At 72.7% G+C, this 24,214-nt stretch carries 21 protein-coding genes; 8 read left to right on the forward strand and 13 right to left on the reverse strand.

Going from position 1 to position 24,214, the window contains the following annotated elements; all coding sequences use genetic code 11:
- The first annotated feature begins 4 nt into the window (after nucleotides 1-4).
- Nucleotides 5-1,285, forward strand: a complete 1,281-nt coding sequence (locus tag ACFY36_RS13465; protein WP_499746226.1) for a diacylglycerol/lipid kinase family protein — start codon at nucleotides 5-7, stop codon at nucleotides 1,283-1,285.
- Here the strand turns inward: ACFY36_RS13465 and ACFY36_RS13470 are convergent.
- Entirely contained in the window at nucleotides 1,257-1,817 is a 561-nt protein-coding gene (locus ACFY36_RS13470) for a hypothetical protein (RefSeq protein WP_499746227.1), read from the reverse strand. The genes ACFY36_RS13465 and ACFY36_RS13470 overlap by 29 nt on opposite strands.
- Before the next feature lie 86 nt (nucleotides 1,818-1,903).
- Here ACFY36_RS13470 and ACFY36_RS13475 point away from each other — a divergent pair, with 86 nt between their 5' ends.
- Both ACFY36_RS13475 and ACFY36_RS13480 read left to right on the forward strand, forming a co-directional pair.
- Nucleotides 1,904-2,293, forward strand: coding sequence for a hypothetical protein (locus ACFY36_RS13475; RefSeq protein ID WP_499746228.1), 390 nt, complete (start codon nucleotides 1,904-1,906; stop codon nucleotides 2,291-2,293).
- An 86-nt stretch (nucleotides 2,294-2,379) separates the two neighbouring features.
- Nucleotides 2,380-3,219, forward strand: a complete 840-nt coding sequence (locus ACFY36_RS13480; RefSeq protein WP_499746805.1) for a YhjD/YihY/BrkB family envelope integrity protein — start codon at nucleotides 2,380-2,382, stop codon at nucleotides 3,217-3,219.
- On the opposite strand, the gene ACFY36_RS13485 is transcribed toward ACFY36_RS13480, so the two are convergent.
- On the reverse strand, nucleotides 3,167-4,549 hold the full coding sequence (locus ACFY36_RS13485; RefSeq protein ID WP_499746229.1) for an MFS transporter: 1,383 nt from the start codon (nucleotides 4,547-4,549) through the stop codon (nucleotides 3,167-3,169). The genes ACFY36_RS13480 and ACFY36_RS13485 overlap by 53 nt on opposite strands.
- A 53-nt stretch (nucleotides 4,550-4,602) precedes the next feature.
- The gene (locus tag ACFY36_RS13490) at nucleotides 4,603-5,145 is read right to left on the reverse strand and encodes an Rv1733c family protein (protein WP_499746230.1); all 543 of its coding nucleotides are present in this window, start codon (nucleotides 5,143-5,145) and stop codon (nucleotides 4,603-4,605) included.
- A gap of 87 nt (nucleotides 5,146-5,232) precedes the next feature.
- Between ACFY36_RS13490 and ACFY36_RS13495 the strand changes: the two genes are divergently transcribed.
- Nucleotides 5,233-5,736, forward strand: a complete 504-nt coding sequence (locus ACFY36_RS13495) for a hypothetical protein (protein ID WP_499746231.1) — start codon at nucleotides 5,233-5,235, stop codon at nucleotides 5,734-5,736.
- On the opposite strand, the gene ACFY36_RS13500 is transcribed toward ACFY36_RS13495, so the two are convergent.
- From ACFY36_RS13500 to ACFY36_RS13520, 5 genes are all read right to left on the reverse strand, one after another.
- Nucleotides 5,717-6,460 carry a metallophosphoesterase family protein gene (locus ACFY36_RS13500; RefSeq protein ID WP_499746232.1) on the reverse strand — a complete coding sequence of 248 codons (744 nt, stop codon included), beginning with the start codon at nucleotides 6,458-6,460 and terminating at the stop codon, nucleotides 5,717-5,719. The genes ACFY36_RS13495 and ACFY36_RS13500 overlap by 20 nt on opposite strands.
- A gap of 37 nt (nucleotides 6,461-6,497) precedes the next feature.
- Nucleotides 6,498-7,334 carry a class II glutamine amidotransferase gene (locus ACFY36_RS13505; RefSeq protein ID WP_499746233.1) on the reverse strand — a complete coding sequence of 279 codons (837 nt, stop codon included), beginning with the start codon at nucleotides 7,332-7,334 and terminating at the stop codon, nucleotides 6,498-6,500.
- The gene (locus ACFY36_RS13510) at nucleotides 7,259-9,229 is read right to left on the reverse strand and encodes a phage holin family protein (RefSeq protein ID WP_499746234.1); all 1,971 of its coding nucleotides are present in this window, start codon (nucleotides 9,227-9,229) and stop codon (nucleotides 7,259-7,261) included. Before ACFY36_RS13510 ends, ACFY36_RS13505 begins: the two co-directional genes overlap by 76 nt.
- A gap of 15 nt (nucleotides 9,230-9,244) precedes the next feature.
- Nucleotides 9,245-9,826 carry an HdeD family acid-resistance protein gene (locus ACFY36_RS13515; protein WP_499746235.1) on the reverse strand — a complete coding sequence of 194 codons (582 nt, stop codon included), beginning with the start codon at nucleotides 9,824-9,826 and terminating at the stop codon, nucleotides 9,245-9,247.
- 73 nt (nucleotides 9,827-9,899) lie between these two features.
- The gene (locus tag ACFY36_RS13520) at nucleotides 9,900-12,527 is read right to left on the reverse strand and encodes a winged helix-turn-helix domain-containing protein (protein ID WP_499746236.1); all 2,628 of its coding nucleotides are present in this window, start codon (nucleotides 12,525-12,527) and stop codon (nucleotides 9,900-9,902) included.
- Between the two features lie 172 nt (nucleotides 12,528-12,699).
- Between ACFY36_RS13520 and ACFY36_RS13525 the strand changes: the two genes are divergently transcribed.
- Entirely contained in the window at nucleotides 12,700-13,134 is a 435-nt protein-coding gene (locus ACFY36_RS13525) for a DUF7144 family membrane protein (RefSeq protein WP_499746237.1), read from the forward strand.
- Here the strand turns inward: ACFY36_RS13525 and ACFY36_RS13530 are convergent.
- The 5 genes from ACFY36_RS13530 to ACFY36_RS13550 all read right to left on the reverse strand — a co-directional run bounded on the left by ACFY36_RS13530 (nucleotide 13,121) and on the right by ACFY36_RS13550 (nucleotide 22,224).
- Nucleotides 13,121-15,715 (reverse strand): winged helix-turn-helix domain-containing protein, encoded by a 2,595-nt coding sequence (locus ACFY36_RS13530; RefSeq protein ID WP_499746238.1) that lies wholly within the window; start codon nucleotides 15,713-15,715, stop codon nucleotides 13,121-13,123. The genes ACFY36_RS13525 and ACFY36_RS13530 overlap by 14 nt on opposite strands.
- 76 nt (nucleotides 15,716-15,791) lie before the next feature.
- A complete protein-coding gene (locus ACFY36_RS13535; protein WP_499746239.1) occupies nucleotides 15,792-17,240 on the reverse strand; it encodes an alpha-amylase in 1,449 nt (482 codons plus the stop codon).
- A complete protein-coding gene (locus ACFY36_RS13540) occupies nucleotides 17,237-19,918 on the reverse strand; it encodes an MGH1-like glycoside hydrolase domain-containing protein (protein WP_499746240.1) in 2,682 nt (893 codons plus the stop codon). The genes ACFY36_RS13535 and ACFY36_RS13540 overlap by 4 nt, the downstream gene beginning before the upstream one ends.
- Nucleotides 19,919-19,947: 29 nt before the next feature.
- Nucleotides 19,948-21,663 (reverse strand): SulP family inorganic anion transporter, encoded by a 1,716-nt coding sequence (locus ACFY36_RS13545; RefSeq protein ID WP_499746241.1) that lies wholly within the window; start codon nucleotides 21,661-21,663, stop codon nucleotides 19,948-19,950.
- A gap of 66 nt (nucleotides 21,664-21,729) precedes the next feature.
- Nucleotides 21,730-22,224 (reverse strand): DUF1269 domain-containing protein, encoded by a 495-nt coding sequence (locus ACFY36_RS13550; RefSeq protein ID WP_498686315.1) that lies wholly within the window; start codon nucleotides 22,222-22,224, stop codon nucleotides 21,730-21,732.
- Nucleotides 22,225-22,401: 177 nt separating this feature from the next.
- On the opposite strand from ACFY36_RS13550, the gene ACFY36_RS13555 reads away from it, so the two are divergent.
- From ACFY36_RS13555 to ACFY36_RS13565, 3 genes are read left to right on the forward strand one after another with little or no spacing between them, the layout of a single operon-like run.
- Nucleotides 22,402-22,599 (forward strand): DUF8691 family protein, encoded by a 198-nt coding sequence (locus ACFY36_RS13555; protein ID WP_499746242.1) that lies wholly within the window; start codon nucleotides 22,402-22,404, stop codon nucleotides 22,597-22,599.
- Nucleotides 22,575-23,723 carry an AI-2E family transporter gene (locus ACFY36_RS13560; RefSeq protein WP_499746243.1) on the forward strand — a complete coding sequence of 383 codons (1,149 nt, stop codon included), beginning with the start codon at nucleotides 22,575-22,577 and terminating at the stop codon, nucleotides 23,721-23,723. The genes ACFY36_RS13555 and ACFY36_RS13560 overlap by 25 nt, the downstream gene beginning before the upstream one ends.
- A complete protein-coding gene (locus tag ACFY36_RS13565; RefSeq protein ID WP_499746244.1) occupies nucleotides 23,720-24,214 on the forward strand; it encodes a DUF1269 domain-containing protein in 495 nt (164 codons plus the stop codon). The genes ACFY36_RS13560 and ACFY36_RS13565 overlap by 4 nt, the downstream gene beginning before the upstream one ends.

Consider the following 24,214-nt stretch of genomic DNA (forward strand, 5'->3'; position numbering starts at 1 on the left):
GAGCATGACGGAACGCTGGCTGGCGCGGCTCGCCTTCGTCCTGATCGCGGCCGCCGGAATACTCGTCCTCGCCGCGGCGGGGATCCGTGGCAGCCTCGCGCTGCTGATCACCGGGGTCATCGGGGTGGCGATCGGCCTGGCCGCCGCCTGGTGGTTCCTCACCCATCACGGGGTGCTGCGCTGGCTGGCCGGCGCCGTCGTGGTGCTGGCGCCGCTGACCGTGGCCGTGCTGTTCGCGCGGGCCAGCCTGGTCTGGGTGGTCGTCCTGTTCGGACTGCTCTGGGCGGGCGCGGTCGCGGCCGGGCGGCGGGCGCTGACGGCGGCACATCAGGAGCCCGAGGAGTACGAGTCGGCGCCGCCCCGCAAGCCGTACCTGATCATGAATCCGCGCTCCGGCGGCGGCAAGGTCGACCGCTTCCACCTGGCCGAACGGGCCCGCGCCCTCGGCGCCGAGGTCTATCTGCTGGACGGCGCGAACGTGAACGTGGCCGACGTCGCCCGGCAGGCGGTCCGCGACGGCGCCGACCTGCTCGGCGTGGCCGGCGGCGACGGCACCCAGGCCCTGGTGGCCGGGATCGCCGCCGAGCACGGCCTGCCGTTCCTGGTCATCTCGGCCGGCACCCGCAACCACTTCGCCCTCGATCTGGGCCTGGACCGCGAGGACCCGGCCACCTGCCTGGACGCGCTGACCGACGGCGTCGAGGTGCGCATCGACCTCGGCGTGATCGGCGACCGGATCTTCGTCAACAACGCCTCGTTCGGGGCGTACGCCGAGATCGTGCAGAGCCCGGCCTACCGCGACAACAAGATCGGCACCGCCCTGGACCTGCTGCCGGCGGTGCTGACCGAGGAGCGCCCGCTGCGCCTGATCACCGACGGGAGCACGCGCAGCGGCCCGCAGGCGGTGCTGGTCAGCAACAACCCGTACGCGAGCGGCTCGGGCCGGCGGGCCCGCCTCGACCGGGGCGTGCTCGGCGTGCTGGCGGTGACCGTGCAGGGCGCGCTCGGCGCGGTCAACCTGATCAGCGCGGGCGGCCGGGCCCGGTCGGTGGCGGTCAGCGAGGTGACCGAGGCCGTGGTCGACGCCGACGCGGCCGAGCTGCCGGTCGGCGTCGACGGTGAGGCGCTGGTGCTGGCCACACCGGTGCGCTGCACGATCCGCCCGGGCGCGTTGCGCGTGCGGGTGCCCAGGCACCGGCCGGGCGTACCCCCGGCCCGGCCGGACCTGGACTGGGCGCGCCTGCGCCGGATGGCGTTCACCGGCGGCGAGCCACCCGTCGGCTGACCCGGCGGGCCGTCCGCCGGCCGGTCCGCCCGGCCATCCGGCGCGATCCGAGCACGGGGAGCGCCTCCTCGGCGCTGAGCAGGCCGACCTCGACCAGGTCGGCCGGGCTGATGAAGCCGTCCGAGAGCCGGAAACCGCCGGCCCGGGCGACGGCGTCGCCCAGCGGCGCGGCCCAGTGGTGCTCGAGCAGGATCAGGGCGGCCGCGCTGTCGTCCGGGATCTCCCCGATCACGTCCCAGGCGTCGTCACCGGCGGCGGGGCCGGCGCCGCCGGCCACCATGCCCGGCTCCCCCTCGATGTCCAGTCCGACCAGGGCGCCGATCCGGCTGCCGAGCTCGATCGCCTCCGCGGTGGTGAGATCGCTCAGGTGCTCGACCCCGATCTCGCCGCCGGCGCTCTTGTAGACGGCGAGCGCGTCGATCAGCCGTACCGCCCCGGACCGCCGCACCCGCTCGAGCTCCTCGATGATCTCGCCGTGGAAGTCGGGTCGCCTGAACCCCAGCACGATGAGCTGAACCGGTCCGATCGCCATGCCCCATCGTCGGGCGGGTGTCCCACGGGTCGCCTCATCCCGCGCGGGCGAGGAGGGCGCGGCCCCGGTGGCGGATCGTTCCAGTAATGAAGCGACTCGTGATTTTGCTGCTGTTCCTCGGCGTCCTGGCCGGTTGCTCCGACACTTCCGCGTCCGCGGGCGGGACCCCGGCCGTGTGCGAGAGCGTCGCCGCCGCGCAGAACACGGTGAACCACATCCGCGAGACCAATGTGTCACAGACCGGCGTCACCCAGATGCGGACCCTGCTGACCCAGCTGCGCGACGAGCTGGGCCAGGTCGTCACGGACGCGCAGGCGCAGTTCAAGCCGCAGGCCGACGCGCTGCGGACGGCGGCCGATCAGCTCGGCACGGCCCTGCAGGGCCGGCCGGCCGACCTCGGCGCCGTACGGGCCGCGGTCAACGAGGTCCGCACGGCCGGGCAGAACCTGGTCGACGCGCTGAAGGGGACCTGCTGACCCCCGGTGATCTGTTCCGCCGCCTCGACGACCTCCAGCGGCGGCACTCCGTCCTGGGTTTCCCGCACGCCGTCGTCCGCAAATATCTGGACGACGGCGGCGGGCGGGAGGCCGCCCTGATCACCTACTACGGCTTCCTCAGCCTGTTCCCGCTGCTGCTGCTCGGCGTTGCGGTGCTGACCCAGCTGCTGGCCGGGCGCCCCGATCTGCTGGAGGAGCTGATCGAGGCCATCGTGCCGCCGGCGCTGAGCGACGACATTCAACGAGAGCTTCCCTCGTCGTACGCCGCCCTGGTCGTCGGCGTCTGCACTTTGGTGTTCACCGGCGCGGGCGTGGTCTTCTCGGCCTACCGGACGCTGAACCACCTGGCCGCGGTGCCGTTCCGCGAGCGGCACGGCGTCGTCTCCTGGCTGCTGCGGGTCTTCGCCGCCCTGCTGGTGGTGCTGGTCGGCACCGCCGCCTCGGCCGCGACGGCCACCGTGGCGCTGGCCGGCAGCGCGATCGTCGCCGGTCTCACCCTGATCGCGGTGACCAAACTGCTGCTGGCCCGCCCGGCCCCGCTGCGGGCGCTGTGGCCGGCGGCGGCGTGCGGCGGCGTGGCGATCGCGCTCGTGCTCGGCCTGAGCGCGAACGTGCTGCCCGGCATGGTCCGCCGGGCCGGCCCGGTCTACGGCGCCTTCGCCACCGTCGCCGCCGCGTTCACCCTGCTCTATCTGCTGAGCAACATCCTGGTGTACGCGGCGGAGGCGGCCGCCGTCCGCTACGCGCGCCTGTGGCCACGGGCCCTCGACCCCGCGCGCCCCACGCAGGCCGACGCCCGAGCTCTGGAGCTGCTGGCCCGCGAGCAGGAGCGCGGCCCGTACGACCGCGTCGTCACACGGCAACACGTCCCCGGGGCAGCGCCAGCGCCGCCGCCAGGCCGATGACCCCGGCCACCGCCACCGCGATCATCGCCAGGGCGTAGTTCCGGCCCGGTGTGGCCGCCAGCCCGGCCACCAGGATGGTGCCGGCGATCGCGCCGCCCAGCGACGAGCCGAGGTTGGACACGCTGCGCGACAGGCCGGAGATCTCGCCCTGGAGGTCCTCGCCGAACGCGGACTGCACCACGTTCACCGACGGGGTGAGCATGAGGCCCAGCCCGAAGCCGCTGACGAACAGGCCGGGCACGAACGCCCACGGGCCGCCGATGGTGCTGACCATCGGCACCAGGATGGCGATGCCCAGCACCGCGATGGCGAAGCCGGCCACGATCAGCGTCCGCTGGGTGCGCCGGCGGGCGAACCGCTCGGCGCCGAGCGAGGACAGCAGCAGCCCGGCCGTGGTCGCCGTGAAGATGGCGCCGGTCTCGATCGCGTTGTAGCCGCGGACGACCTGGAGGTACGCCGAGACCACGAAGGACGTGCCCATCAGCATGAGCCACTGGAGGTTCTGGGTGATCATGCCGAGGTTGGCCGTGCGGTTCTTGAACAGCACCATCTCGAGCAGCACCGGTTTGCCCGCGCGCTCACGGGCCCGGACCGAGACGAAGAACCAGGCGAGCACGAGGATGCCGGCGACCACCATGCCGGCGCAGAGCGCCAGATTCTTGTCGGCGGCCAGGATGCCGCTGACGATCAGGACCAGGCCGAGGGCCGAGGTGATCGACCCGCGGACGTCGAACGGCATGTTCGGGTCGGCCGGCAGCGGGTCGGTGACCCACCGGCGCGACAGCACGGCGATCAGGATGACGATGGCCGCCTGGAACAGGAAGGCGACCCGCCAGCTGAAGAACGAGGTGATGAAGCCGCCGATCAGCGGGCCGGTGGCGGCGCCGATGCCGCCCATCGCGCTGATCGCGCCGAACGCCTTGGCCCGCGACGCCATGTCGGTGAACAGCAGCGTGGTCAGGATGTAGACGGGCGGGATCAGCAGCGCGGTGCCGACGCCCTCCAGGATCGAGTTGCCGAGCACCAGCACCCAGATGCCGGGCGCGGCCGCGCTCAGCAGGGCGCCCACGGCGTAGATGAGCAGGCCAACGGTCAGGCAGCGTTTGCGCCCGTACCGGTCGGTCAGCTTGCCTCCCGGGATCATCAGCGCGGCCATCACCAGCAGGAAGATCGTGATGGTGACCTGGACACCGGAGACCGTGGTGTTCAGGTCCTCGCTGATGTCGTTGATCATGACGTTCATGTTGGAGCCGGCGTAGCTGCAGATGAACTGGGCCAGCGCGAACGGGATGAGTGCTCGCCTCAGCGAGGCGGAGAAGCGGACAGCCATGGTCCCGAGCGTTCCGCTCCGGCGCGTGCCCGGCATCCTCCGGGACGCATGACTCAGCGGCTCTCGCGGCTCCATCGTGGGCCGACCTCGAGCCACTCCCGCTCCCAGTTGCGGTAGCGGTGGCGGTCGAGCAGGGCCCGCCCGATCCGGTGCAGCCCGGCCGTGGCCACGGCCGCGCACAGGACGACGGCGGCGCCGACCATGAAGCCCTGCGAGGCGGGCTGCCGCTGCGGCGGCGGCTGCCGCGGTGTCCCCCGGTCGTCCACCCAGATCGGGACGCGGCCGCCGGCCGCGTCGTTCGGCGTGACCGGCACCGCGCCCTCGCGCGGGGTCCCGTCCGGGGCGGTCCAGGTGGCCCGGGCGGTCAGCGTGGCGCCGGTGCGCCCGCCGACCGACGGCACCGGGTCGCCGCGCAGCACCGCCTCGGCCCGGAAGATGTGCTCCTGCTCCCAGCGCTGCGCGCGCAGGTCGGTCCGATAGGCGCTCTGCCCCGCCCACCAGCCCAGCAGCGGGGCGCCGGCCAGGAAGGTCATGACCAGGGTGAAGAGCATCAGGCCCTCCAGGCGGTCGGTGACGCGGCGCAACTCGTTCGGCACGTGATCCAGCATCCCTGTGCGGGGCCGTTCGTGGGTTCACCCTCGCCGGATGAGTCCCCATCGGTGCGTCGCGGCGAGGCTCGGGGCATGGCGCGCACGTGGATACCGCTGAGCCGACGGCTCCGGGTCGAGAACGAGGAAGCGACCGCCTCCGGCATCTACGGCCTCATCGTCGGAGCGGGTGTGCTGGTCGCCGGGCACGCCGCGACCGCGCGGGCGGTCGTCGCGGCGGTGATCGTCACGCTGGTCATCTACTGGGCGGCCGAACGGTACGCCCGGATCGTGGCCGAACGCATCCACCAGGGCCACCGCCCGACCTGGCACACGCTGCGCAAGCAGCTGACCAGCGGCTGGGAACTGGTGACGGCCTCCGTCCTGCCGCTGCTGGTGCTGCTCGCCGTGAAAATCACCGGCGCGTCGCTGATCAGCGCCGAGCTGGCGTCGCTGGCCACCACGACCGTGCTGCTGTGCATGGCGGGCTGGCGGATCGGCGCCGGCGGCCGGCTCACGGTGCACGAGCGCGTGGTGTCCACGCTGGTGGCCGGCATGTTCGGCGCCGGCCTGGTCGTGCTCAAGACACTGCTGCACTGAACCGGGGCACGTCGACCACCCGGGCCGTGTACCAGCCGCCGTCGTCGAGGTAGCGCTCGCTGATCGCGAAGGCGCCGGGTGAGACCGAGATCAGGCTCCACGAATGCGGAACTCCGCGCATGCGGTGGCTGGTCGCCGTCCCCGCCACGACGACCACGCAGTCGTCCATCGGCAGCACCCGCGGCACGTGGGTGTGCCCGGCCAGCACCAGGTCGGGCCGGGCCGCGCGGCGCAGCCTCTCCCAGCCCGGCAGCCATCCGGCGCCCGGTGGGTGGTGCAGGGCGACCAGCCGCACGTCACCAGCCGGGGCCCCGCCCAGCACCTTGGCTGCCAGGGCGGCCTGGCGGCCGGTCAGCCGGCCGTTCTTCCACCGCCACCACGGCATCGATCCGAGACCCAGCGCGGTCAGCCCCGGTACCCGGCGGACCGGGTCCAGCTCGCCGGTGATCCAGCTTCGATAGGCGCCGTACGGATCGAGCACGCGCCGCCGGCTCAGCAGCGGCACATCATGGTTGCCGAGCACCACCAGCTGCGGCTGGGGCAGCCGGTCGAGCAGCTCCCGGGCCATCCGGAACTCGCGGTCGCGGGCCCGCATGGTGTGGTCCCCCGTGACCACGGTCAGGTCGGGCCGGGCCGCCACCACATCCGCGGCCAGCCCCGCCGCCGCCCGCGGATCGTGCGCACCCAGGTGCAGATCGGAGACGTGCGCGACGAGAACCGTCAAGGCAGTGCTTTCTCCGCGGCGGAAAACCCATGCCAAATCACGGTAGAGCCGGCTCGAATCGGCCCATCTCGTCCTCGCCCTTCTGGATCACGCCCCAGCTCGACTCCGGCACCGGCTGCCAGGCCCCCTCCAGGTCGCCCAGCGGTTCGGAGACGACCAGGCGGGTCTCGTCGGAGAGCCCGCGCAGCCGCTTGTCCTCAGGGTAGAGCTGGTGCAGGGCCGAGATGTCGGTGCTGTAGAACAGCGACCGGCTGTGCCCCTCGCTCGAGTAGCGGAACCCCCAGATCCGGTCGCCGTCCGTGGTGGCCACGGTCATCTGCAGCGGATCCGGCACGCCGTGCGACCGGGCCACCGACTCGATCAGGCCGGCCATCCGCTCGACGGCCGCGATCGGCCGGTCCCGCAGCCCGTAGGTCAGCGCCAGGTGGAACATGACCTCGGAGTCGGTCGAGCCGGCCAGCGACGGGTACAGGTCGGGGTCGACGGCCAGCACCAGGTCGCGCTTGAGCTTCGCGAAGTCGCGGATCGAGCCGTTGTGGACCCACAGCCAGTTCTCGTGCCGGAACGGGTGGCAGTTGGTCTGCTGCACGGCCGTGCCGGTGCTGGCCCGGATGTGGGCCAGGAACAGCGGCGAGGACGTCGCGTGGGCCAGCTCCCGCAGGTTGGCGTCGCTCCAGGCCGGGCCGACGCCGCGGAACAGGGCCGGCTCGGCCGGTCCGTCCACCGGGTACCAGCCGACGCCGAACCCGTCGCCGTTCGTCGTCTCCACTCCCAGCTTGGAGTGCATGCTCTGGTCGATCAGGGAGTACTGCGGTTTGACGAGGACCTCGTCGAGGCGGATGGGCGTTCCGGAGTAGGCGAGCCAGCGGCACATGGTGGTTCCCTTTCGTCGATCCGGTGGTGCAGCAGCCGGTGCACGGCGTCCGCCCCGATCAGCTCGGTGGGCGCGGGCCAGTCCCGCGGGTGGATCAGCAGCGGCCGGTCCTGCCAGCCGCCGAGGCCGCCGTGGCAGCCGATCAGCTCCTCGAACGCCGCGACCTCCTGGGTCCCGGCGTCGAAGAGGCTGTTGACCAGCAGGTCGCCGGTGTGCGCGAGGCCGTCGTGGCGGCGCAGGTCGTCCGCGGCGTACGGGCCGAAGCCGTCGAGCGGGTCGTCGCCCTCGACGCGGTCGCCGTCGAGCAGCCGCCGGCCGCCGCGGCCGATCACGACCGGGCCGTCGCGGCGCGAGCGGGCCATGACCCAGCCGACGCCGGGGTGCGCGATCAGGCCGTCGATGAGCTTCGGGTGCCGTTCCTCGATCTCCTCCAGGCTCACCCGGCCGGGCAGCCGGGCCAGATAGACGAGCGCGAGGTTGCCCGAGGCGGCGACGACGATCTCCGGGCGGCCGATCAGCGCCTCCTCGCGGGGCCGGGCGGCAGGCGTGAGCCCGGCCCGCAGCACCCGGGCCCGGCCCTCCTGCTCGTCCTCCTCGGGGGCGACCACCCCGCCCGGGGTGGTCAGCTGGCCGACCAGGTCCTCGAAGCGCAGGCCGTAACGCTGGAGGAAGGTGGCCCCCTGGCTCTGGCCGTGATCGGAGAGGACCACGAACTCGTACGGCCGGGGCGCCGCCGCCGCCACCTCCTCCAGGATGGCCAGCGCCGCGTCGATGCCCTCGAGCGACGCGAGGGCCTCGGGCCGGAACGGCCCGGCGTGGTGGGCGATCTCGTCGTAGTCGACGAAGTCGCAGTAGATCGCGGGGGCCCCGCGCATGACGTGCTCGGCGATCAGGGCCAGGTTGAGATGGCGCAGCAGCACGTTGGTGGCGCCGCGCAGCAGCACGTAGCCCCAGTCGCGGCCGATCCGCGGCTCCACGCCGCGCAGCCGGCGGCGGCGGGCCTGGTAGAGCTCCTTGACCATCTCGCCGGCGGTCAGCACGAGCGAGCGGGTCAGCCCGAACGGGTCGAGCAGATAGGCGGTGACGTAGCGGTCGGGGCCCCGCCCGGAACGGATCGTGCTCATCGTCAGCAGCGAGGTGGGCGCGCCGCCGGAGAAGACGTTGCTGATGCTCACGCCGCCGTCGGTGAGCAGGCCCTCCGCGCAGCGTTGCTCGACCAGGGCGGCGTCCGCGGGCCGGTTGGTCACGATGAGGCGGCCGGGCTCCTTCTCGTACCACCGGAAGGCCGGAACCTGATCGCTGGCGCCGTGCAGCAATCCGGCCTGGCTGGCCGGCGTCGTCGCCGGCAGCCGGGCGTGCCACTCGGTCAGCGTGTGCCCGGTGCGCAGCCAGCGGCTGAGCGTGGGCAGATGGCCGGCCTCGGACGCCCAGCGGGCGAGCGGCGCCGAAAGCCCGTCGATCTGGATGATCACGACGCCCGGGACGTCGCCGTGGGTGACCTCACGCCGGAACCGGCGGTTGACGCGGATCAGGTGCCGGGTGACGACGCCGGGCTGGCCCGCGGTCACCAGCCACAGCCCGAGGCTCATCAGGGCGGCGGCGATCCAGGCGGCCCAGAACGCCGGCCAGTACCCGTCCACGTGGATGCCCGGCGACAGGATCAGCGCCAGGTAGACCAGCAGCCCCTGGCCGAAGAGCCAGCCCACCACGACCCCGGCCCAGCCGATCCACGTCAGCAGCCCGGCCAGGGCCGGGCGCAGGACCAGGCCGAGCAGGCCGACCACGATCGCAACCGCGAGCACGTCCCAGCCACTCCGGGCGCTGATCCCGGGCAGGACGGCGATGGTGATGGACGCGGCCACCCAGCCGAGAGCGACCAGGACCGCCGCCCGCACGGCGGCACCCATCGCTCAGGACGCCGTGCGGCGCAGGTAGAACGCGAGGACGATCTCGCCGAGACCGACCACGATGCTGCTGATGCCGGTGAGCAGGATCAGCGCGGTCAGCGACAGGCCGGGCGCGAACAGCAGGATCAGCCCGGCCACGATCGACAGCAGGCCGACGCCGAGCAGCCCGGCCCGGCGCACGCCGGTCGTGCGATAGGCGGCGATGACCTCGGCGATGCCGCTGAGGATCCAGGTGACCGCGAAGATCAGCGCCAGCACGGTGAGGCGGGTGACCAGGTCGCGCAGGCAGAGGAGCCCGCCGACCAGCACCACGATGCCGACGATGCCGGTGAGCACGTGTTCGCCGGCGCTCTTGCCGCGGCCGGGGATGAAGGCGCCGACGGTCCAGGCGGCGCCGCTCATGAACAGCCAGATGCCGACGAGGAGCGCCATGATGCGCAGGCTGATGTCGGGCCAGACGAGCACGGCGGCGCCGAACGCCGTGCCGAGCACGCCGGTGACGAGCATGGCCCACCAGGGGAACGGCTGGGAACGTACCTCGGCGAGCAGGTCGGGGGGCTGCGTCCGGATGGTTGCCTCGGTCATGTGCCCAGCGTCGGCGCTCCCCCGGCGGCGGGCCTCATCCGGAGCGAGTGAGCAGGCCCCGAAGCGAGCACGGTCAGAGCAGCCCGGCCTGGCGGGCCTGGACGACGGCCTCGCGGCGGCGGCCGGCCCCGAGCTTGCGGTAGATCGAGCGCATGTGCGCCTTGACCGTGTTCACCGAGATGCCGAGGCTCTCGGCGATCTCGCCCGCGGTCAGCACGGTCGGCAGATATTGCAGGACGTCGACCTCGCGCTCGCTGAGCGGGTCGGCCGACGGCAGTCCGCTCAGGATCGGGATCTCGCCGGTGATCTCGGCCAGCACCCCGTCGCCGGCCGGGCCGCGCGGCTCGCTCAGCCACTGCTGGCGGCCGGCCAGCACGAGTACCCGCTCGGGGTCGAGGCGGCGGAACGGGCGGCGGATCCGGTCGGGTTCGGCGGCGGCGAGGGCGTGGCCGAGCGCGTCGGCGGCGCGGCCGCTGCGGCTGTGCGCGTCGGCCGCGAGCGCGGTGAGCACCCACGCCGAGACCATCGACACGCGGTCGGAACCCTCCCGGGCCAGGGCGAGCAGCTGTTCGGCCGCGTGGTGGTCGCCCAGGGCCAGGTGGGCCCGGGCCAGGGCGACCTGGTCGGCCGGGGCGAGCGGGCCGCTCGTGTAGCGCTTGACCACCGCCGCCGGCTCGCCCAGGGCGAGATCGATCTCGGCCGCGGCCAGGCCGGCGATCTGGTCGAGGACCGGCGCGTCCTGCCACGGCCCGGCCTCGGCGGCCGCCTTGGCCAGCACGGCCCGGGCGCCCGAGGGCTCGCCCCGGTCGAGCAGCAGCCGGGCCCGCACCACCGCGGCCAGCCCGGCCATGACGGTCTCCGGGTGTTCGCCGAGGGACTTGAGCGCGCGGCGCAGCGCCGCCTCGGCCTCGGCGTCGGCCGCCCGGTCGAGCTCGATGAAGGCCTGGGCGAGATGGGCCGGCGCCACCGCCGGATGGGTGAGGGCGTCGATGCGCCGGGCCGCCTCGACGGCCGCGGTGGCGTGACCGGCGGCCTCGCCCGGCGAGCCCTGCCGCTGCGCCAGCAGGGCGACGTGGCTCAGCGCGTTGATCTCGATGAGCGGGGTGCCGGTGACCCGGGCCGCCGAGGCCGCGGCCCACAGGTAGCGGTCGGCGTGGTCGAGCCGGCCGGTCCAGAACAGCGCCGAGCCCTTGTTGTTCAGCACCATGGCCCGGTAGGGCAGCAGCGACGGCAGCTGCTCGGCGTCGAGCCGGGTCAGCTCGGCCAGCAGCGCCGTGGCGCTCTCGATGACGCCCGGCATGTCGCCCCGGCGGCGGGTGACCGTGCCCGACTCCAGCACGGCCAAGGCCAGCTCGACCCGCCCTCGATAACCGGGGGCGTACACCTGCAGCGCGGACCGGGCCCGGCCGATCCGCTCCGGAACCGCGGCCAGGTCGCCATCCGCGTACCGCAGCAGCGCCGAGCAGAGCACCAGCTCGGGGCTGTCGCTCAGGCGGCCGGGCGGGACGCGGCGCAGCACCTCGACCAGGTCGGCGTGGTCGGCCGAGGCGATCAGCCGCAGTCCGTGGTCGACGACGAGCCGCCCGACCAGGCCCCAGTCGCCGGCCGCCGCCGCGTGCGTGAGGGCGGTCAGGCCGTCGCCCTGCCCGTTGTGCCACTGCGCGGCCAGCAGATGCAGGCGCGGCACCTCACCGGGCTTGTTCAGGGTGACGCGGTGGCGCAGCGCGGCCCGGAACAGCGGGTGGTAGCGGAACCAGCGCCCGGAGCCGATCCGCTCCACGAACAGGTTGGCCGCCGCCAGCTCCTCCAGGACCTGCTGGCTGTGCTGCTGGCCGGTGAGCGCGTCGGCCAGGCCGGGGCAGACCCGGTCGGAGACGCTGGTGCGCAGCAGGAACAGCTGCCGGTGGGCGGGCTGGGTGGCCAGCACCTCGCGCAGCAGGTAGTCCTCGGCCGCGGCGGCCGGGCTGACCCCCTCGGGCGCCTCCATGGCCAGGCGCAGGCCGGCCGGCCAGCCCTCGGTGCGGCGCAGGAGCTCGGCCAGCCGCTCCCCCGGCAGCCGCCGGCCGGACTGTGCCGACAGCTCGGCCGTCTCGGCCGGCCGGAACGCCAGGTCGGCCGCCCGCATCTCGGTCAGCTCACCGGCCGCCCGCTCGCGGTGCAACGGCAGCTTGGGCTCATCTCGCGAGATCAGCAGGAACCGCAGCCGGTGGCCGGGCCGGGCGACCAGGGCGGCCAGGCCGGCGAGGGTCCGCTCGTCGGTCACGTGGTGCAGGTCGTCGAGGACGAGGACGACCGCCGCGGGCAACGTCGCGACGGCGGCCGCGACCCGGCCCGCGTATTCGACGTCGTCCTCGGACGGTATCGGGCCGCTCGCGGGCAGGGTGTGCCCGGGCGGGACGGCTCCGGCGGTGCGCAGGGCGAGGACCAGGTCGGACCAGAGCGCGTACGGGTGGTTGTGCCTCGGCTCGCAGGTCAGCCAGGCGATCGGGCCGGACGCCGACCGGGCCGACGCCCACGAGCCGGCGAGCGCGGTCTTGCCCCAGCCCGGCCCGGCGCAGATCAGCGTCACCGGCTGCCGGACACCCTGGTCGAGCCGTTCGGCCAGCCGCCCGCGCCAGAGCAGCGTCGGCGGCAGGCGCGGGCCGGACGGCCGGGCGCCGAGCGAGGGCACGGCACGGCCGCGCACCACGGAATCGCCCATATCGGCCCCCTCCGGCTGGAGACGCCGTTTCCACGGCCAAGCATCACCGCCACCGAAACACACGAGGCCGATCGGCAACAAGCCCCCGGTATTCGCAGGACGCGAAGAAATCGCCCCGTTCACCCCGCCGGCATGAGGCGGCGCCGGCGCTGCGGCGGCCATGCTGGCCGGCATGTCCAGCTACGCCACGGAACGACCGGCGGACGCCGGCGCCGCACCGCCGACCACCGGATGGATCGGCATCATCGTCTTCGGCGGCATCATGCTGATGGTCGCCGGCGCCTTCCAGGTGATCGAGGGCCTGACCGCGCTGTTTCGCGACGAGGTCCTCCTGGTCACCTCGGAGGACCTGCTCATCGAGTTCAGCTACACGACCTGGGGCTGGATCCACCTGGTCTTCGGCGTGCTCGCGATCGCCGCCGGCGGCGGGGTCTTCGCCGGCTGGATGTGGGCACGGATCGCCGGCGTCGCCATCGTCTTCGTCGCCACCCTGGTGCACGCGACGTTCCTGCCGGCGGCGCCGGTCTGGTGCACGATCCTGATCGTGATGGACATCCTGATCATCTACGCGCTCTGCGCGCACGGCCGCGACGTCAGATCAGGTTGAGCTGACGGGCCCGGCGCACGGCCTCGTTGCGCCGGGCCGCCGACAGCTTGCGCAGAATGCTGCGCACGTGGGTCTTCACGGTGTTGACCGAGACGTACATCCGGGCCGCGATCTCCTCGGTCGGCAGCATCTCGGCCATGCCCCGCAGCACGTCCAGCTCGCGACGGCTCAGCGGCTCGACCATGGCCGGCGGCGCCGCGGCCGGTCCCTCGGCCGGCGGCTCGGCGCCGAGCCAGCGATACTGGTCCTCGGCCCGCAGCACCCGGCGCAGCTGGGAGCGGACCTGATGCATCGGCCGGCGGTGCCCGTCGGCGGCCGCCACCCGCATGGCCCGGCGCAGCGCCTCGCGCGCGGCCGGGGCGTCGTCGGCGTCGGCGGCCAGCACGGCCAGCAGCAGCCAGGCCTCGATGGCCACCGGCACCGGCACGCGCACCCCGTCGGCCACGGTCCGGGCCAGCTCGTGCGCCCGCACCGCGTCACCCCGCGCGTGCAGCAGGGTGGCGTCCACGATCGCCACCTCGGGCGGCCGCGGAACCGGGTGGGGGCCGAGGATCGCGGCGGCCTCGGTCAGGTGGCCCGAGCCGATCAGCAGGCGGCAGTGCCCGAGCACGATCGCCGAGCGCAGCCAGGCCGGCGCCGCCGGCGCGGCGCCGGCGGCCAGCACGGCCAGCGCGCTGCGCTGCTCGCCCCGCGTCTGCAGGCGGCGTGCCTTGACCAGCGTGTACGCGGCGGCCGAGAGCGGGTCGGCGCCCGGCCCGCACAGCGGCTGGGCCGCGCGCAGGTGCCGGTCGGCCGCCTCGACGTCGTAGCGCTCCAGCGCCACCCAGGCCAGCGCGACCTCGGCCGCGCCGGGCCACCGGCGGCCGGTCAGGCCACACTGGGCGGCCAGGTCGAGGGCCTGCTGGGCGCTGGTCTCGGCCCGGCCCAGCCGGCCGCGGTGCGCCTCGAGCAGCGCGAGCTGCCGCAGGCAGTCCACCTTGAGCGACTCGCTGCCGACCGGGGTCAGTGCCGCCGCCTCGGCCAGCGCCTCGGCCGCCTTGTCGACCGAGCCGGCGTCGCCGTGTGCCATGCCCTCGGCCGCCCGCAGCAGCGCGGGCAGCTCGGGGTGGCGGGCCAGCCGGTCGGCCGGCGCCACCGAGAGGAAGGTCTGCGCGACCGGCACCAGCTCGTCCACCCGTTGCGGGTCGGCCCCGCGCGCGAGCAGGATCCGCAGCAGGAAGCAGGCCAGGGTGAGCCCGTCGCCGCAGCCGCTGCCGTGCAGGCTGAGCAGCTGCCCGGCGTAGCGGAGCTGCTCGGCCGCGCGGAAGTGGTCGCCGTCGCCGTAGGCGATGGCGGCCCGGATGACGACGGTCTCGGCGTGCGCGAGGTGCTCGGGAAGCCGGGCGAAGAGCCTCCCGAGCCGGCCCGCGCCGCCGTCGATGACGAGCCGGCCCACCGCGTAGTCCTCGATGACCATGGTGGCCGCGGTGGTCCAGTCACCGGCGCGGGTGGCGTGGTCGACGGCCTCCTCCAGGCGCCCGTGATCGGCCAGCCAGATCGCCGCCCGCTGGTGCAGCTGGGCCACCAGGTCCGGTTCGTCCCAGGCCAGTTGCGCCTGGAGCAGCTCGGCGAACAGGCGGTGGTAGCGGTAGACGTGCGCGCCCTCGCCGACCGGCTGGATGAACGCGTTCTCCCGGGTGAGCTCGGCCAGCAGGTGCGGGGCGTCGAAGCGGCTGGTCACCGCGGTGGCCAGGGCGGGGGTGAAGGTGTCGAGCACGCTCGTCTCGAGCAGGAAGCGCCGCACCTCGGGCGTCTGGATCCGCAGCACCTCGGCCATGAAGTACTCGGCGATGGTCGACTCGTCGCCGGAGATCGTCGCGACCAGGGTCTCGGCGTGCTCGCTGGACTGCAGAGCGCAGGCGCACAGGCGGATGCCGGCGGCCCATCCCTCGGTGTGTGCCAGCAGGACGCGCCGGTGCGGCTCGGCCAGGGGCACGCCGTGCAGGTCGAGCAAATGGGCGGTCTCGCCGTCGGTGAAGGCCAGGTCGGCCGTACGGATCTCGCGCAGCTGGCCGGCCAGGCGGTAGCGGTGCAGCGGCAGCGGCGGGTCCCAGCGGCCGGCCAGCACCACCCGCAGGTTGCCGGTGTGCTCGAGCAGGAACTCCAGGCCACCGGCCCAGCGCTCGCCGGGCAGCTGGGAGGCGCCGTCCAGGATCAGGACGACCGGGGTGGGCTGGGCCGCGATGACGCCGGCGAGCCGGGTCAGCAGGGACCGGCTGGCGCCGGCGCCGGGCGCGGCCGGCACCAGCGGGGGCACCGGCACGCCGGCCCGGCGCAGCCCTTCCTCCAGATAGACCCAGAAGGCGTCGTCGCTCTCCACGGTGATCCAGGCGATCGGCCAGTCCACCGGGTGGCTGCGCACCCACGAGGCGAGCAGCTGGGTCTTGCCGCCGCCGGCGACGGCGGTGACGAGCGTGACCGATCCGTGCACTCCCTCGGTCACACGGTCACGCAGGGCCGGCCGCTCCACCATGAAAGGCGGGGCCGCCGGCACAGCGAACTTGCTGGCCAGGATCGCGCTGTCGGCGAAAGTATCGAGCACGACTCTCACCTTCGTGGGGCCTGGACCCATGCACATCGTCCGATTCGGATAGACGTGACCCTTGGTGCCGAGATGACTACGTCATGCTGAACACGTGGTATCCCCACGACGGCAGGCCGACATACAGCCCGTTGCCGGACAGGTCGTCGCCGTCACGGTCGAAGACCCGGCCATCGGTCAGCTCGGTCAGCCGCCACGACCTTCCGCCCAGGTCACGCCAGGGCAGGACGATCCGGGCCTGCGAGTCGTGGTCGCCCAGGTTGACCGCCACGACGTGCCGGGTGCCCTCGTCGTGCCACGACCAGGCCAGGACGTCCTGGTGGGTGGGATTGTCCGGCCAGCCGGCCGGCTCCAGCAGCGTCCACTGCCCACGGCGCACGATCGCGGCCGCCCCGACCACCGTGCGGTAGAACGCCCGCAGCTCCGCGTCGGCCGGCTCGTCCGGGAAGCGGCCGAGGAAGACCGGCAGGCGCACCCGGCGGCCCTCGAACTGCCCGTCGTGCCACAGGGCCGTGCCGGGCAGCGTCGCGATCGCCACCGCGGCGGCCCGCCCCCGGCCGCCGGGCAGGGCGGCCGCGGCCCGCGGCTCGTCGTGGTTCTCGATGAAGCGCAGCAGCCGCTGCTGATAGTCGAGCCCGGCCGTGAGGTGCTTGCGGACCGAGCCGGCGTCCTCGTGGGCCAGCCGGTCGTAGAGCCGCTTGTCGTAGCAGAGATCGAAGCCCTGCTGCTGCAGCGTCCACTCCATGTCCCAGTAGACCTCGGCGATCAGCGTGAGATCCGGATGCCGTTCACGCACCCGCCCGAGCACCTCGGGCCAGAACTCCCCGGCCGGGGCGGCGCCCACCCGCTCACCCCAGGTGCGGGCGAAGATCTCGTTGGTCAGCAGCATGGCCATGTCGCAGCGGATGCCGTCGCACTGGTCGCCGATGCTGATCAGCGCCTCGGCCGCCGCGTCGCGCAGGCCCGGCGCGAACGCGTTGAGCTGGGCGACGTCGGGCCACGGGGCGAAGTACGGGTCCTTGCCGTGGGCGATCACCCGGTCGCCGGCGGCGAAGAAGCCGGCCGGGTCGCGGGCCAGGTCGTCCCGCGTGCCCTGGACGAACCAGTCCGGGTGCTCGGTGACGGCCGGGTGGTCCGGGGCGACGTGGTTGGGCACGTAGTCGAGGACGAGCTTGAGCCCGCGCGCCCACAGCTCGGCCCGCGCGGCCGCGAGACCGTCCGGTCCGCCGATGCGGTCGTCGGCGCGATAACGGCGTACACAATAGGGCGAACCGACCAGATCAGCGGAGCTGTAACCGGGCAGGGCCTCCTGGAAGGAGCGCTGGAGCCCGTCGTTGGCGGTGGCCACGGCCAGCCCGGCCGGGCTGCGCTCCCACACGCCCATCAGCCAGACCGCGTCCAGCCCGGAGGCGGCCACCTCGTCCCACACCTCCCCCGGCACGTCACCGAGGGTGACCGGCCGGCCGAACCGCCGCGACAGCCCGGTCAGCCAGGGCCAGGTGAAGATCTCGTAGATCGCCTTCATGACTCTCCCCTCCCGGGCTCGCGGCGCAGCACGCCGACCATGCCGTTGTCCAGCAGCTCCTGCCCGCTCAGGCCGGCGAACAGGTTGGGAAAGACCGCGACCAGGCCGGTCCACCCGGTCTGGTGGGCGGCGCCGAGCCCCGCGCCGTTGTCGCCGTGGAAGTACTCGGCGAACAGGATCAGATCCTTCCAGTGCTCGCTGGAGAAGATCGCCTGGCCCCCGTGGCAGGGCCGGTTGCCGGCCGCGTCGGGCACGAAGGTGCGGGTGAGCCGGCCGGAGATCTCCCGGGCCACCTCGAACAGGTTCATCTGTACACCGGAGCCGGTCGGGCATTCCACGGTGAAGTCGTTGCCGTAGGCGACGTACAGGTTGAGCAGGGCCCGGATCATCAGCGCGTTGACCGGGAACCAGACCGGGCCGCGCCAGTTGGAGTTGCCGCCGAACATGCCGCTGTCCGACTCGGCCGGCTGGTAGCTCACCCCGAAGACCCGGTCGCCGACCGGGAACTCGAACGGGTGCCCGTCGTGATGCTTGGAGAGCGAGCGGAGGCCGTACGGGCCGAGGAACTCCTTCTCGTCGAGCAGGCGGGCCAGGATCCGGCGCAGCCGGCTCTTCTCGAACAGCGCGAGCAGCCGTTCCCCGTTCGGACCGGGCGCCAGGCCGGGCTCGAGCAGTTGCCGCACGATCGGGTGCCGTTCGGCGAACTCGAGCACGCCCTTGATCAGTTCGGGCCGGCGCTCGATGCGGCGCGGATCGAAGACGGTGGCCGCGGCCAGCGGCAGCAGGCCGACCATCGAGCGCACCTTGAGCCGGCGGGCCGAGCCGTCGGGCAGGCGCAGAAGGTCGTAGAAGAAGCCGTCCTCCTCGTCCCACATGCCCTCGCCGGCCGCGGCGTGGTTGACCGCGACCGAGATCCAGGCGAAGTGCTCGAAGTACGTCTGCGCCTGCTCCAGATAGACCGGGTCGGTGTCGGCCAGCTCCAGCGCGATCGACAGCATGGTCTGCGCGTAGAGGGCCATCCACGCGGTGCCGTCGGCCTGGTCGAGGTGCCCGCCGGTGGGCAGCGGGGCGCTGCGGTCGAACACGCCGATGTTGTCCAGGCCGAGGAAGCCGCCCTGGAAGATGTTGCGGCCGTCGACGTCCTTGCGGTTGACCCACCACATGAAGTTCTTGGCCAGCTTGTGGAAGGTGCTCTCCAGCCAGTCGTGGTCGGGGCGGCCGTTGCGGGCCTTGTCGAGCTCGTAGACCAGATAGGCGGCCCAGGCGTGCACCGGCGGGTTGACGTCGGAGAAGTTCCACTCGTAGGCCGGGATCTGCCCGTTGGGGTGGAGATAGCGGCGGCTGAGCAGCAGGTCGATCTGGTTCTTGGCGAAGCCGAGGTCGACGGTGGCCAGCGCGACCGCCTGGAAGCCCAGGTCCCAGGCCGCGAACCACGGATATTCCCAGGTGTCGGGCATGGAGAAGACGTCGGAGGCGGACAGGTGGTACCAGTCGCCGTTGCGGAGGCCGGACTCGCCCAGGGTGTCCTGGCCGTGCTCGGCCAGCCAGCGCTCCACGTCGTACTCGTAGTACTGCTTGCTCCAGAGCAGACCGGCGACCGCCTGCCGGGTGACCTTCTTCTCAGCCTCGCCGAGGTCCGGGTGCAGCAGGTCGGCGTAGAACTGATCCGCCTCTTGCCGCCGGGCTTCGAAGACCGCGTCGAAGTCACCACCCTCGGGGGACTCGCTCAGCCTCACCCGGACCGTCGCCTCCGCTCCGGGGGCAATCTCCAACACGATGTCGGCCGCCGCCTTGGTGCCTGATTTTTCGGGATTGATGGCCTCTTTTTCGCCCTGCACGACATAGCGATCAAAGGCGTCCTTGACGTACGGGCTGCGGTTCTGCCCGCCGAAGACGCGCTCGTTGTTCGTCTCGTTCTCGGTGAAGATCAGCGGATGGTCGCCCAGGACCGTCCACCACCGCTCCCCCAGCTCGGGATGCTCCAGCCGCACCGCGCCGTCCTGTTCCCGCAGGACCGGCCGGGGCGCGTGCTCGTCCCACGACCACGTGTTGCGGAACCACACTGTCGGCAGCAGGCGCAGCATGGCCGGGTCGGGCCCGCGGTTGGCCACCGTGATCCGCGCCAGGACGTCCTCGGGGCCGTCCTTGGCGTACTCGATGGTGACGTCGAAGTATCGATCCTCGGCGAAGATCCCCGTGTCCAGCAGCTCGTACTCGAACGACCGCCGGTCCCGCGCCCCGTTGGTGGCGACCAGGTCGTTGTACGGGAACTCCCGCTGCGGATATTTGTAGACCATCCTCATGTACGAGTGGGTGGGCGTCCCGTCGACGTGGAACCAGTACTCCTTGACGTCCTCGCCGTGGTTGCCCTCGCCGTTGGTCAGCCCGAAGTACCGCTCCTTGAGGATCGGGTCGTTGCCGTTCCACATCGCCAGGGCCAGGCAGACACGTTGCTTGTCGTCGCTGAAGCCGGCGATGCCGTCCTCGCCCCACCGGTAGGCGCGCGACCGCGCGTGATCGTGGGTGAAGTAGGACCAGGCGTCCCCGCCGGGGCTGTAGTCCTCGCGGACCGAGCCCCACTGCCGGTCACTCAGATAGGGTCCCCATCGCCGCCAGGCGGTGGCTCCGATGTCGGCGTCGTGCAGGCGCCGCGACTCGGCGCCGGAAGAGTTGGCCATGCGGTCAGCGTCGGCTTGATCACACAGAGTCACAACACCCGAGGCGGATGACTCCAGGCCTGGCCGGTGCGCCGCTGATAGGCCGCCACCGCGTCCTCGATGGTCGGGAAGAAGTGCTCCTCCTCGATCTTGCCGGTCAGCTTGTAGCGGTCGAGCTTGGCCCGCACCGGGCTCTTCATCTCGGCGAAGACCAGCGCGATGCCCTCGGCGTCGAGCTCGGCGTCGAGCTCGGTCAGCATGTCGGCGGCCGTGGTGTCGACGTCGGTGAGCGGCTCGGCCGCGACCACGATCCACTGCGGGGCGGGGTCGGCGTTCGCGATGTGCCGAATCTCCTCACGGAAGCTGCGGGCGTTGGCGAAGATCAGCGGCGCGTCGAACCGGAACAGCACGAGACCAGGCAGGGTCTCGGCCTCCGGGTGGTCCCGTACGTCATGGAAGCCGTTGATCCCCTCGGCCCGCCCCAGCGTCGCCCGGTAGGGCCACCAGGTGCGCCGGAAGACGTTGAGCACGGACAGCGCGACCGCGAAGGCGATGCCGGGCAGCACTCCCAGGATCGCCACGCCGAGGAACGCCGCCACCGCGAGCGCGAACTCGACCCGCCGCTGCCGCCACAGCCGGACCATGCCGGGGATGTCGGCCAGCGACAGCGACGCCGTGATGACGACCGCGGCCAGCATGGGCTGGGGCAGGTCGCGCAGCAGCCCGGGCACGAGCACCAGCATCAGCGTGATCAGGGCCGCGCCGACCAGCCCGGTCACCTGCGTACGGGCGCCGGCCTGGAAGGCGACCGCCGTGCGGGATCCGCTCGTGCTGACCGGGAAGCCCTGGAACAGGCCGGCCGCGAGGTTGGCGGCGCCGATGCCGGCCATCTCCTGGTTGCCGCGCACCTCCTGGCCGCTGCGGGCGGCGAAGGCCGAGGCGGTGGAGATGGTGTCGGTGACCGAGACCAGGGTGATGCCGAGCGCGCCGGCCGCCAGCAGGCCCAGCTCCGACCAGGTCACCGACGGAATGGTGAACGGCGGGAAGCCCTGCGGCAGCGGGCCGACCAGGTCGACGCCACGATCCTCGAGGCCGAACAGGGCGACCGCGACGATGGCCAGCACCACCGCCACCAGGATGCCCGGCACCTTGGGCAGCCAGCGGCGCAGCACGCCGATCACGATCAGCCCGCCCACGCCGACCGCGAGCGCGGCCGGCACGGTCTCGCCGTTCGCGACGCCCTCGGCGAAGGCCGCGGCCTCACCGAACAGGCCGTCGGCGTCGACCGAGAAGCCGAACAGCTTCGGCAGCTGGCCGATCAGGATGGTCAGGGCCAGGCCGTTCATATAGCCGAGCTGGGTGGGGTGCGACAGCAGGTCGGCCACGAAGCCGAGCTTGGCCACCGCGGCGATCGTCATGAACAGGCCGACCAGCAGCGCCATGACCGACGCCAGGGCCACCGCCTTTTCCGGGTCGCCGCCCGAGGCCACCATCGGGATCACCACCGCGGCGATCATCGGGCCGAGCGACGAGTCCGGCCCCAGCACCAGGACCTTCGAGGGGCCGAAGACCGCGTACGCCACCAGGCACAGGATCGACGTGTAGAGGCCGGTGATCGCGGGCAGGCCGGCCAGCTCGGCGTACGCCATGCCCTGCGGCACCAGCAGCGTGGTCAGCACGATGCCGGCGACCAGGTCGCGGGGCAGATAGCCGGACTTGTAGGTGGCCGCGACCCGCAGCCCCGGTATCCAGTCGGAGCGCGCCATCCCCACCCTCTTTCACGGCGGACGCCGCCCGTACGCACGGGCGGCGTCCGATGCTGCGTCAGCTGACTAAGCGGCGCCCTTGCCGTGCAGCGCGTCCTGAAGCTCGGCCTCGGCCTCCTTGGACAGCGAGGACTTGATCACCGTACCGCCGAACTTGCTCAGCGCCTCGACGGCCTTGTCCGGCGTGACCGCCTCGACGACCAGGAACAGCGCCGACGTGCCCGGCTGGAGCTCGTCGCGGATGCGGTCCTGGAAGTCCTTGCTGATGGCGTTCTTGGTCAGCTTCCCGGTGAGCGCGCCCAGGCCGGCGCCGATGGCCATGCCGAGGATCGGGATGAAGAACAGGACGCCGAACAGCAGGCCCCAGAACATGCCCCACGTCGCGCCGGCGCCGACCGGCTGATGATTCGTGGTGACGTGGTACTTGCCTTCCTTGTCCCGGATGATGACGGCGATCGCGTCCGGCTGGATGATGAGATCCTTGGCCAGACGGTCGGCCTCCAGCGACGCCGCCGTCGCCGTGGTCTCGTCGGGGTACCCGATGGCGACCAGAGTTGCCATGATTGACCTTCCCCTTCGTACCGCGTGGTAACTGCCGTCGCCGCCGTGGCGGCGGCGTCCCGCACAGTCAGCCATGGCCCGCCGTCCTCGCGGCTCACCTCTCGGGGATGAAACCGGCGAGCGTTCATCCCTGTCGGAGGAAGGATCGGCCAGGGCTTTCGGCGAAGGTCGGACGGTATGGAGCAGTACGAGTTCCGGGTCCGCGGCTTCCTCGGCCCCGTGCTTCGCATAGCGCTGGGCAGCCTGCGCTGCCGCGCCGTGCCACGGCAGAGCGTCATTTCGGGCCGGCTTTCCGAAGAGGACCTGGAGCGGCTGATCGAGCGGCTCGACCGGTCCGGGGTGGAGGTGCTGTGCCTGAGCCGAGTTCCCCGCTGAGCCCGCCGATGAGCCCGGGCCTGCCCCGCGGCGTCATCGTCCTTCTCGGCACGGCCTGCCTGGTCGTCGTCGTGGCCGGCATGAAGGGCATCGCCGGCCTGATCGCGCCGGTCATGCTCGCGCTGATGCTCGCCGTCACGGTCAGCCCGCTGACCGAATGGATGCGACGGCGCGGCACCCCGGTGTGGCTGGCCGCCGTCACCACGATCCTCGTCGTCAACGTGGTGCTGTTCGCCCTCGGCGGCGCCCTCTATCTGTCGGCGGCCCGGCTGCTCGAACTGATCCCGACGTACCAGGACCAGTTCGCGCAACTGCGTGACGACCTGGCCGGGCAGCTCGCGGGCCTGGGGATCAGCACCGACCAGGTGCAGTCGGCGCTGGGCGGCATCGACTCGGGCACCGTGCTGCGCGCGGCCGAGAACATTCTGGGCGGCCTGGCCGGAGCGCTGTCGAACACGGTCTTCCTCCTCGCCGTGCTGCTGTTCATGTGCCTGGACACCGTCGACTTCCCGCGGCGCCTGGTGTCGACCGCCGGCGAGCGGCCGGAGGTGGTCGGCGCGCTGCGGTCCTTCGCCCAGGGCACCCGGCGCTACCTGCTGGTCTCCACCGTGTTCGGCCTGATCGTGGCGGTCATCGACATCATCGGCCTGTGGGCCCTGGGTGTTCCGCTGCCGCTGCTGTGGGGGCTGCTGTCGTTCATCACCAACTACATCCCGAACATCGGCTTCGTCATCGGCCTCGTCCCGCCGGCCCTGCTCGGCCTGCTCGAGGGCGGCCCAGGGCTGATGGTGGCCGTCATCGTCATGTACTGCGCGGTCAACTTCGTGATCCAGTCGGTGATCCAGCCGAAGATCGTCGGCGACGCGGTCGGCCTGTCGGCCACCGTCTCGTTCCTGTCGCTCATCTTCTGGGCGTGGGTGCTGGGCGGTCTCGGCGCTCTGCTGGCCATCCCGCTCACGCTTCTCGCCAAGGGCCTGCTGATCGACATCGACCCCAGCACACGCTGGGTCAACGCGCTGCTCTCGAACGCCGTACCCCCCGAATCGCCCTCTCCGGATGAGGCGCCCCCGGCGCGCACCAACGGACGATGGCGGCGTCCCCGATCCGCTAGGAGCACCCCATGACCACCTTCACGGTGTGGAAGTTCGACGACCCGAAGCGCGCGGAGAGCGTCTTCGGCATCGTCAAGGACGCGGCCGGCGATCATCTGATCCACATCGTCGACCACGCGATCGTCACCTGGCCCGAGGGCGCCGAGAAGCCCGACGTCCACCACTCGCACGACAGCACCCGGCACGGGGTCGGCTGGGGCGCCTTCTGGGGCATCGTGGTCGGCGGCCTCTTCCTGGTGCCCATCATCGGCGGCGCGGTCGGCGCCGGCGTGGGCGCGCTGGCCAAGGCGACCGAGGGCACCGGCATCTCCAAGGAACAGCTGGAGAGGATCCGGACCGAGGTCACCCCGGGCACCTCGGCGCTGTTCCTGGTCACCGACAGCGGCAACCTGGACCGGCTCGGCGAGCGTTTCCGCGGCGAGCACAGCCAGCTCATCGCCACCAACCTGACCGAGGGCGAGCGGGACATCCTGCTCGAGACCTTCTCCGACGCCAAGGCCTGA

Source organism: Actinoplanes sp. NPDC000266, from assembly GCF_042899005.1.
Classification (GTDB): Bacteria; Actinomycetota; Actinomycetes; order Mycobacteriales; family Micromonosporaceae; genus Actinoplanes.

What these genes read in the sequence shown, in the direction of transcription:
- ACFY36_RS13505 (WP_499746233.1), bottom strand. Translation starts at nt 7,334, where the DNA reads ATGTGCCGCTGGCTCGCCTACTCCGGAACGCCCATCCGCCTCGACGAG.
- ACFY36_RS13540 (WP_499746240.1), bottom strand. Translation starts at nt 19,918, where the DNA reads ATGGCCAACTCTTCCGGCGCCGAGTCGCGGCGCCTGCACGACGCCGAC.
- ACFY36_RS13535 (WP_499746239.1), bottom strand. Translation starts at nt 17,240, where the DNA reads ATGAAGGCGATCTACGAGATCTTCACCTGGCCCTGGCTGACCGGGCTG.
- ACFY36_RS13485 (WP_499746229.1), bottom strand. Translation starts at nt 4,549, where the DNA reads ATGGCTGTCCGCTTCTCCGCCTCGCTGAGGCGAGCACTCATCCCGTTC.
- ACFY36_RS13475 (WP_499746228.1), top strand. Translation starts at nt 1,904, where the DNA reads ATGAAGCGACTCGTGATTTTGCTGCTGTTCCTCGGCGTCCTGGCCGGT.
- ACFY36_RS13565 (WP_499746244.1), top strand. Translation starts at nt 23,720, where the DNA reads ATGACCACCTTCACGGTGTGGAAGTTCGACGACCCGAAGCGCGCGGAG.
- ACFY36_RS13515 (WP_499746235.1), bottom strand. Translation starts at nt 9,826, where the DNA reads ATGACCGAGGCAACCATCCGGACGCAGCCCCCCGACCTGCTCGCCGAG.
- ACFY36_RS13495 (WP_499746231.1), top strand. Translation starts at nt 5,233, where the DNA reads ATGGCGCGCACGTGGATACCGCTGAGCCGACGGCTCCGGGTCGAGAAC.
- ACFY36_RS13550 (WP_498686315.1), bottom strand. Translation starts at nt 22,224, where the DNA reads ATGGCAACTCTGGTCGCCATCGGGTACCCCGACGAGACCACGGCGACG.
- ACFY36_RS13545 (WP_499746241.1), bottom strand. Translation starts at nt 21,663, where the DNA reads ATGGCGCGCTCCGACTGGATACCGGGGCTGCGGGTCGCGGCCACCTAC.
- ACFY36_RS13525 (WP_499746237.1), top strand. Translation starts at nt 12,700, where the DNA reads ATGTCCAGCTACGCCACGGAACGACCGGCGGACGCCGGCGCCGCACCG.
- ACFY36_RS13520 (WP_499746236.1), bottom strand. Translation starts at nt 12,527, where the DNA reads ATGGGCGATTCCGTGGTGCGCGGCCGTGCCGTGCCCTCGCTCGGCGCC.
- ACFY36_RS13470 (WP_499746227.1), bottom strand. Translation starts at nt 1,817, where the DNA reads ATGGCGATCGGACCGGTTCAGCTCATCGTGCTGGGGTTCAGGCGACCC.
- ACFY36_RS13555 (WP_499746242.1), top strand. Translation starts at nt 22,402, where the DNA reads ATGGAGCAGTACGAGTTCCGGGTCCGCGGCTTCCTCGGCCCCGTGCTT.
- ACFY36_RS13465 (WP_499746226.1), top strand. Translation starts at nt 5, where the DNA reads ATGACGGAACGCTGGCTGGCGCGGCTCGCCTTCGTCCTGATCGCGGCC.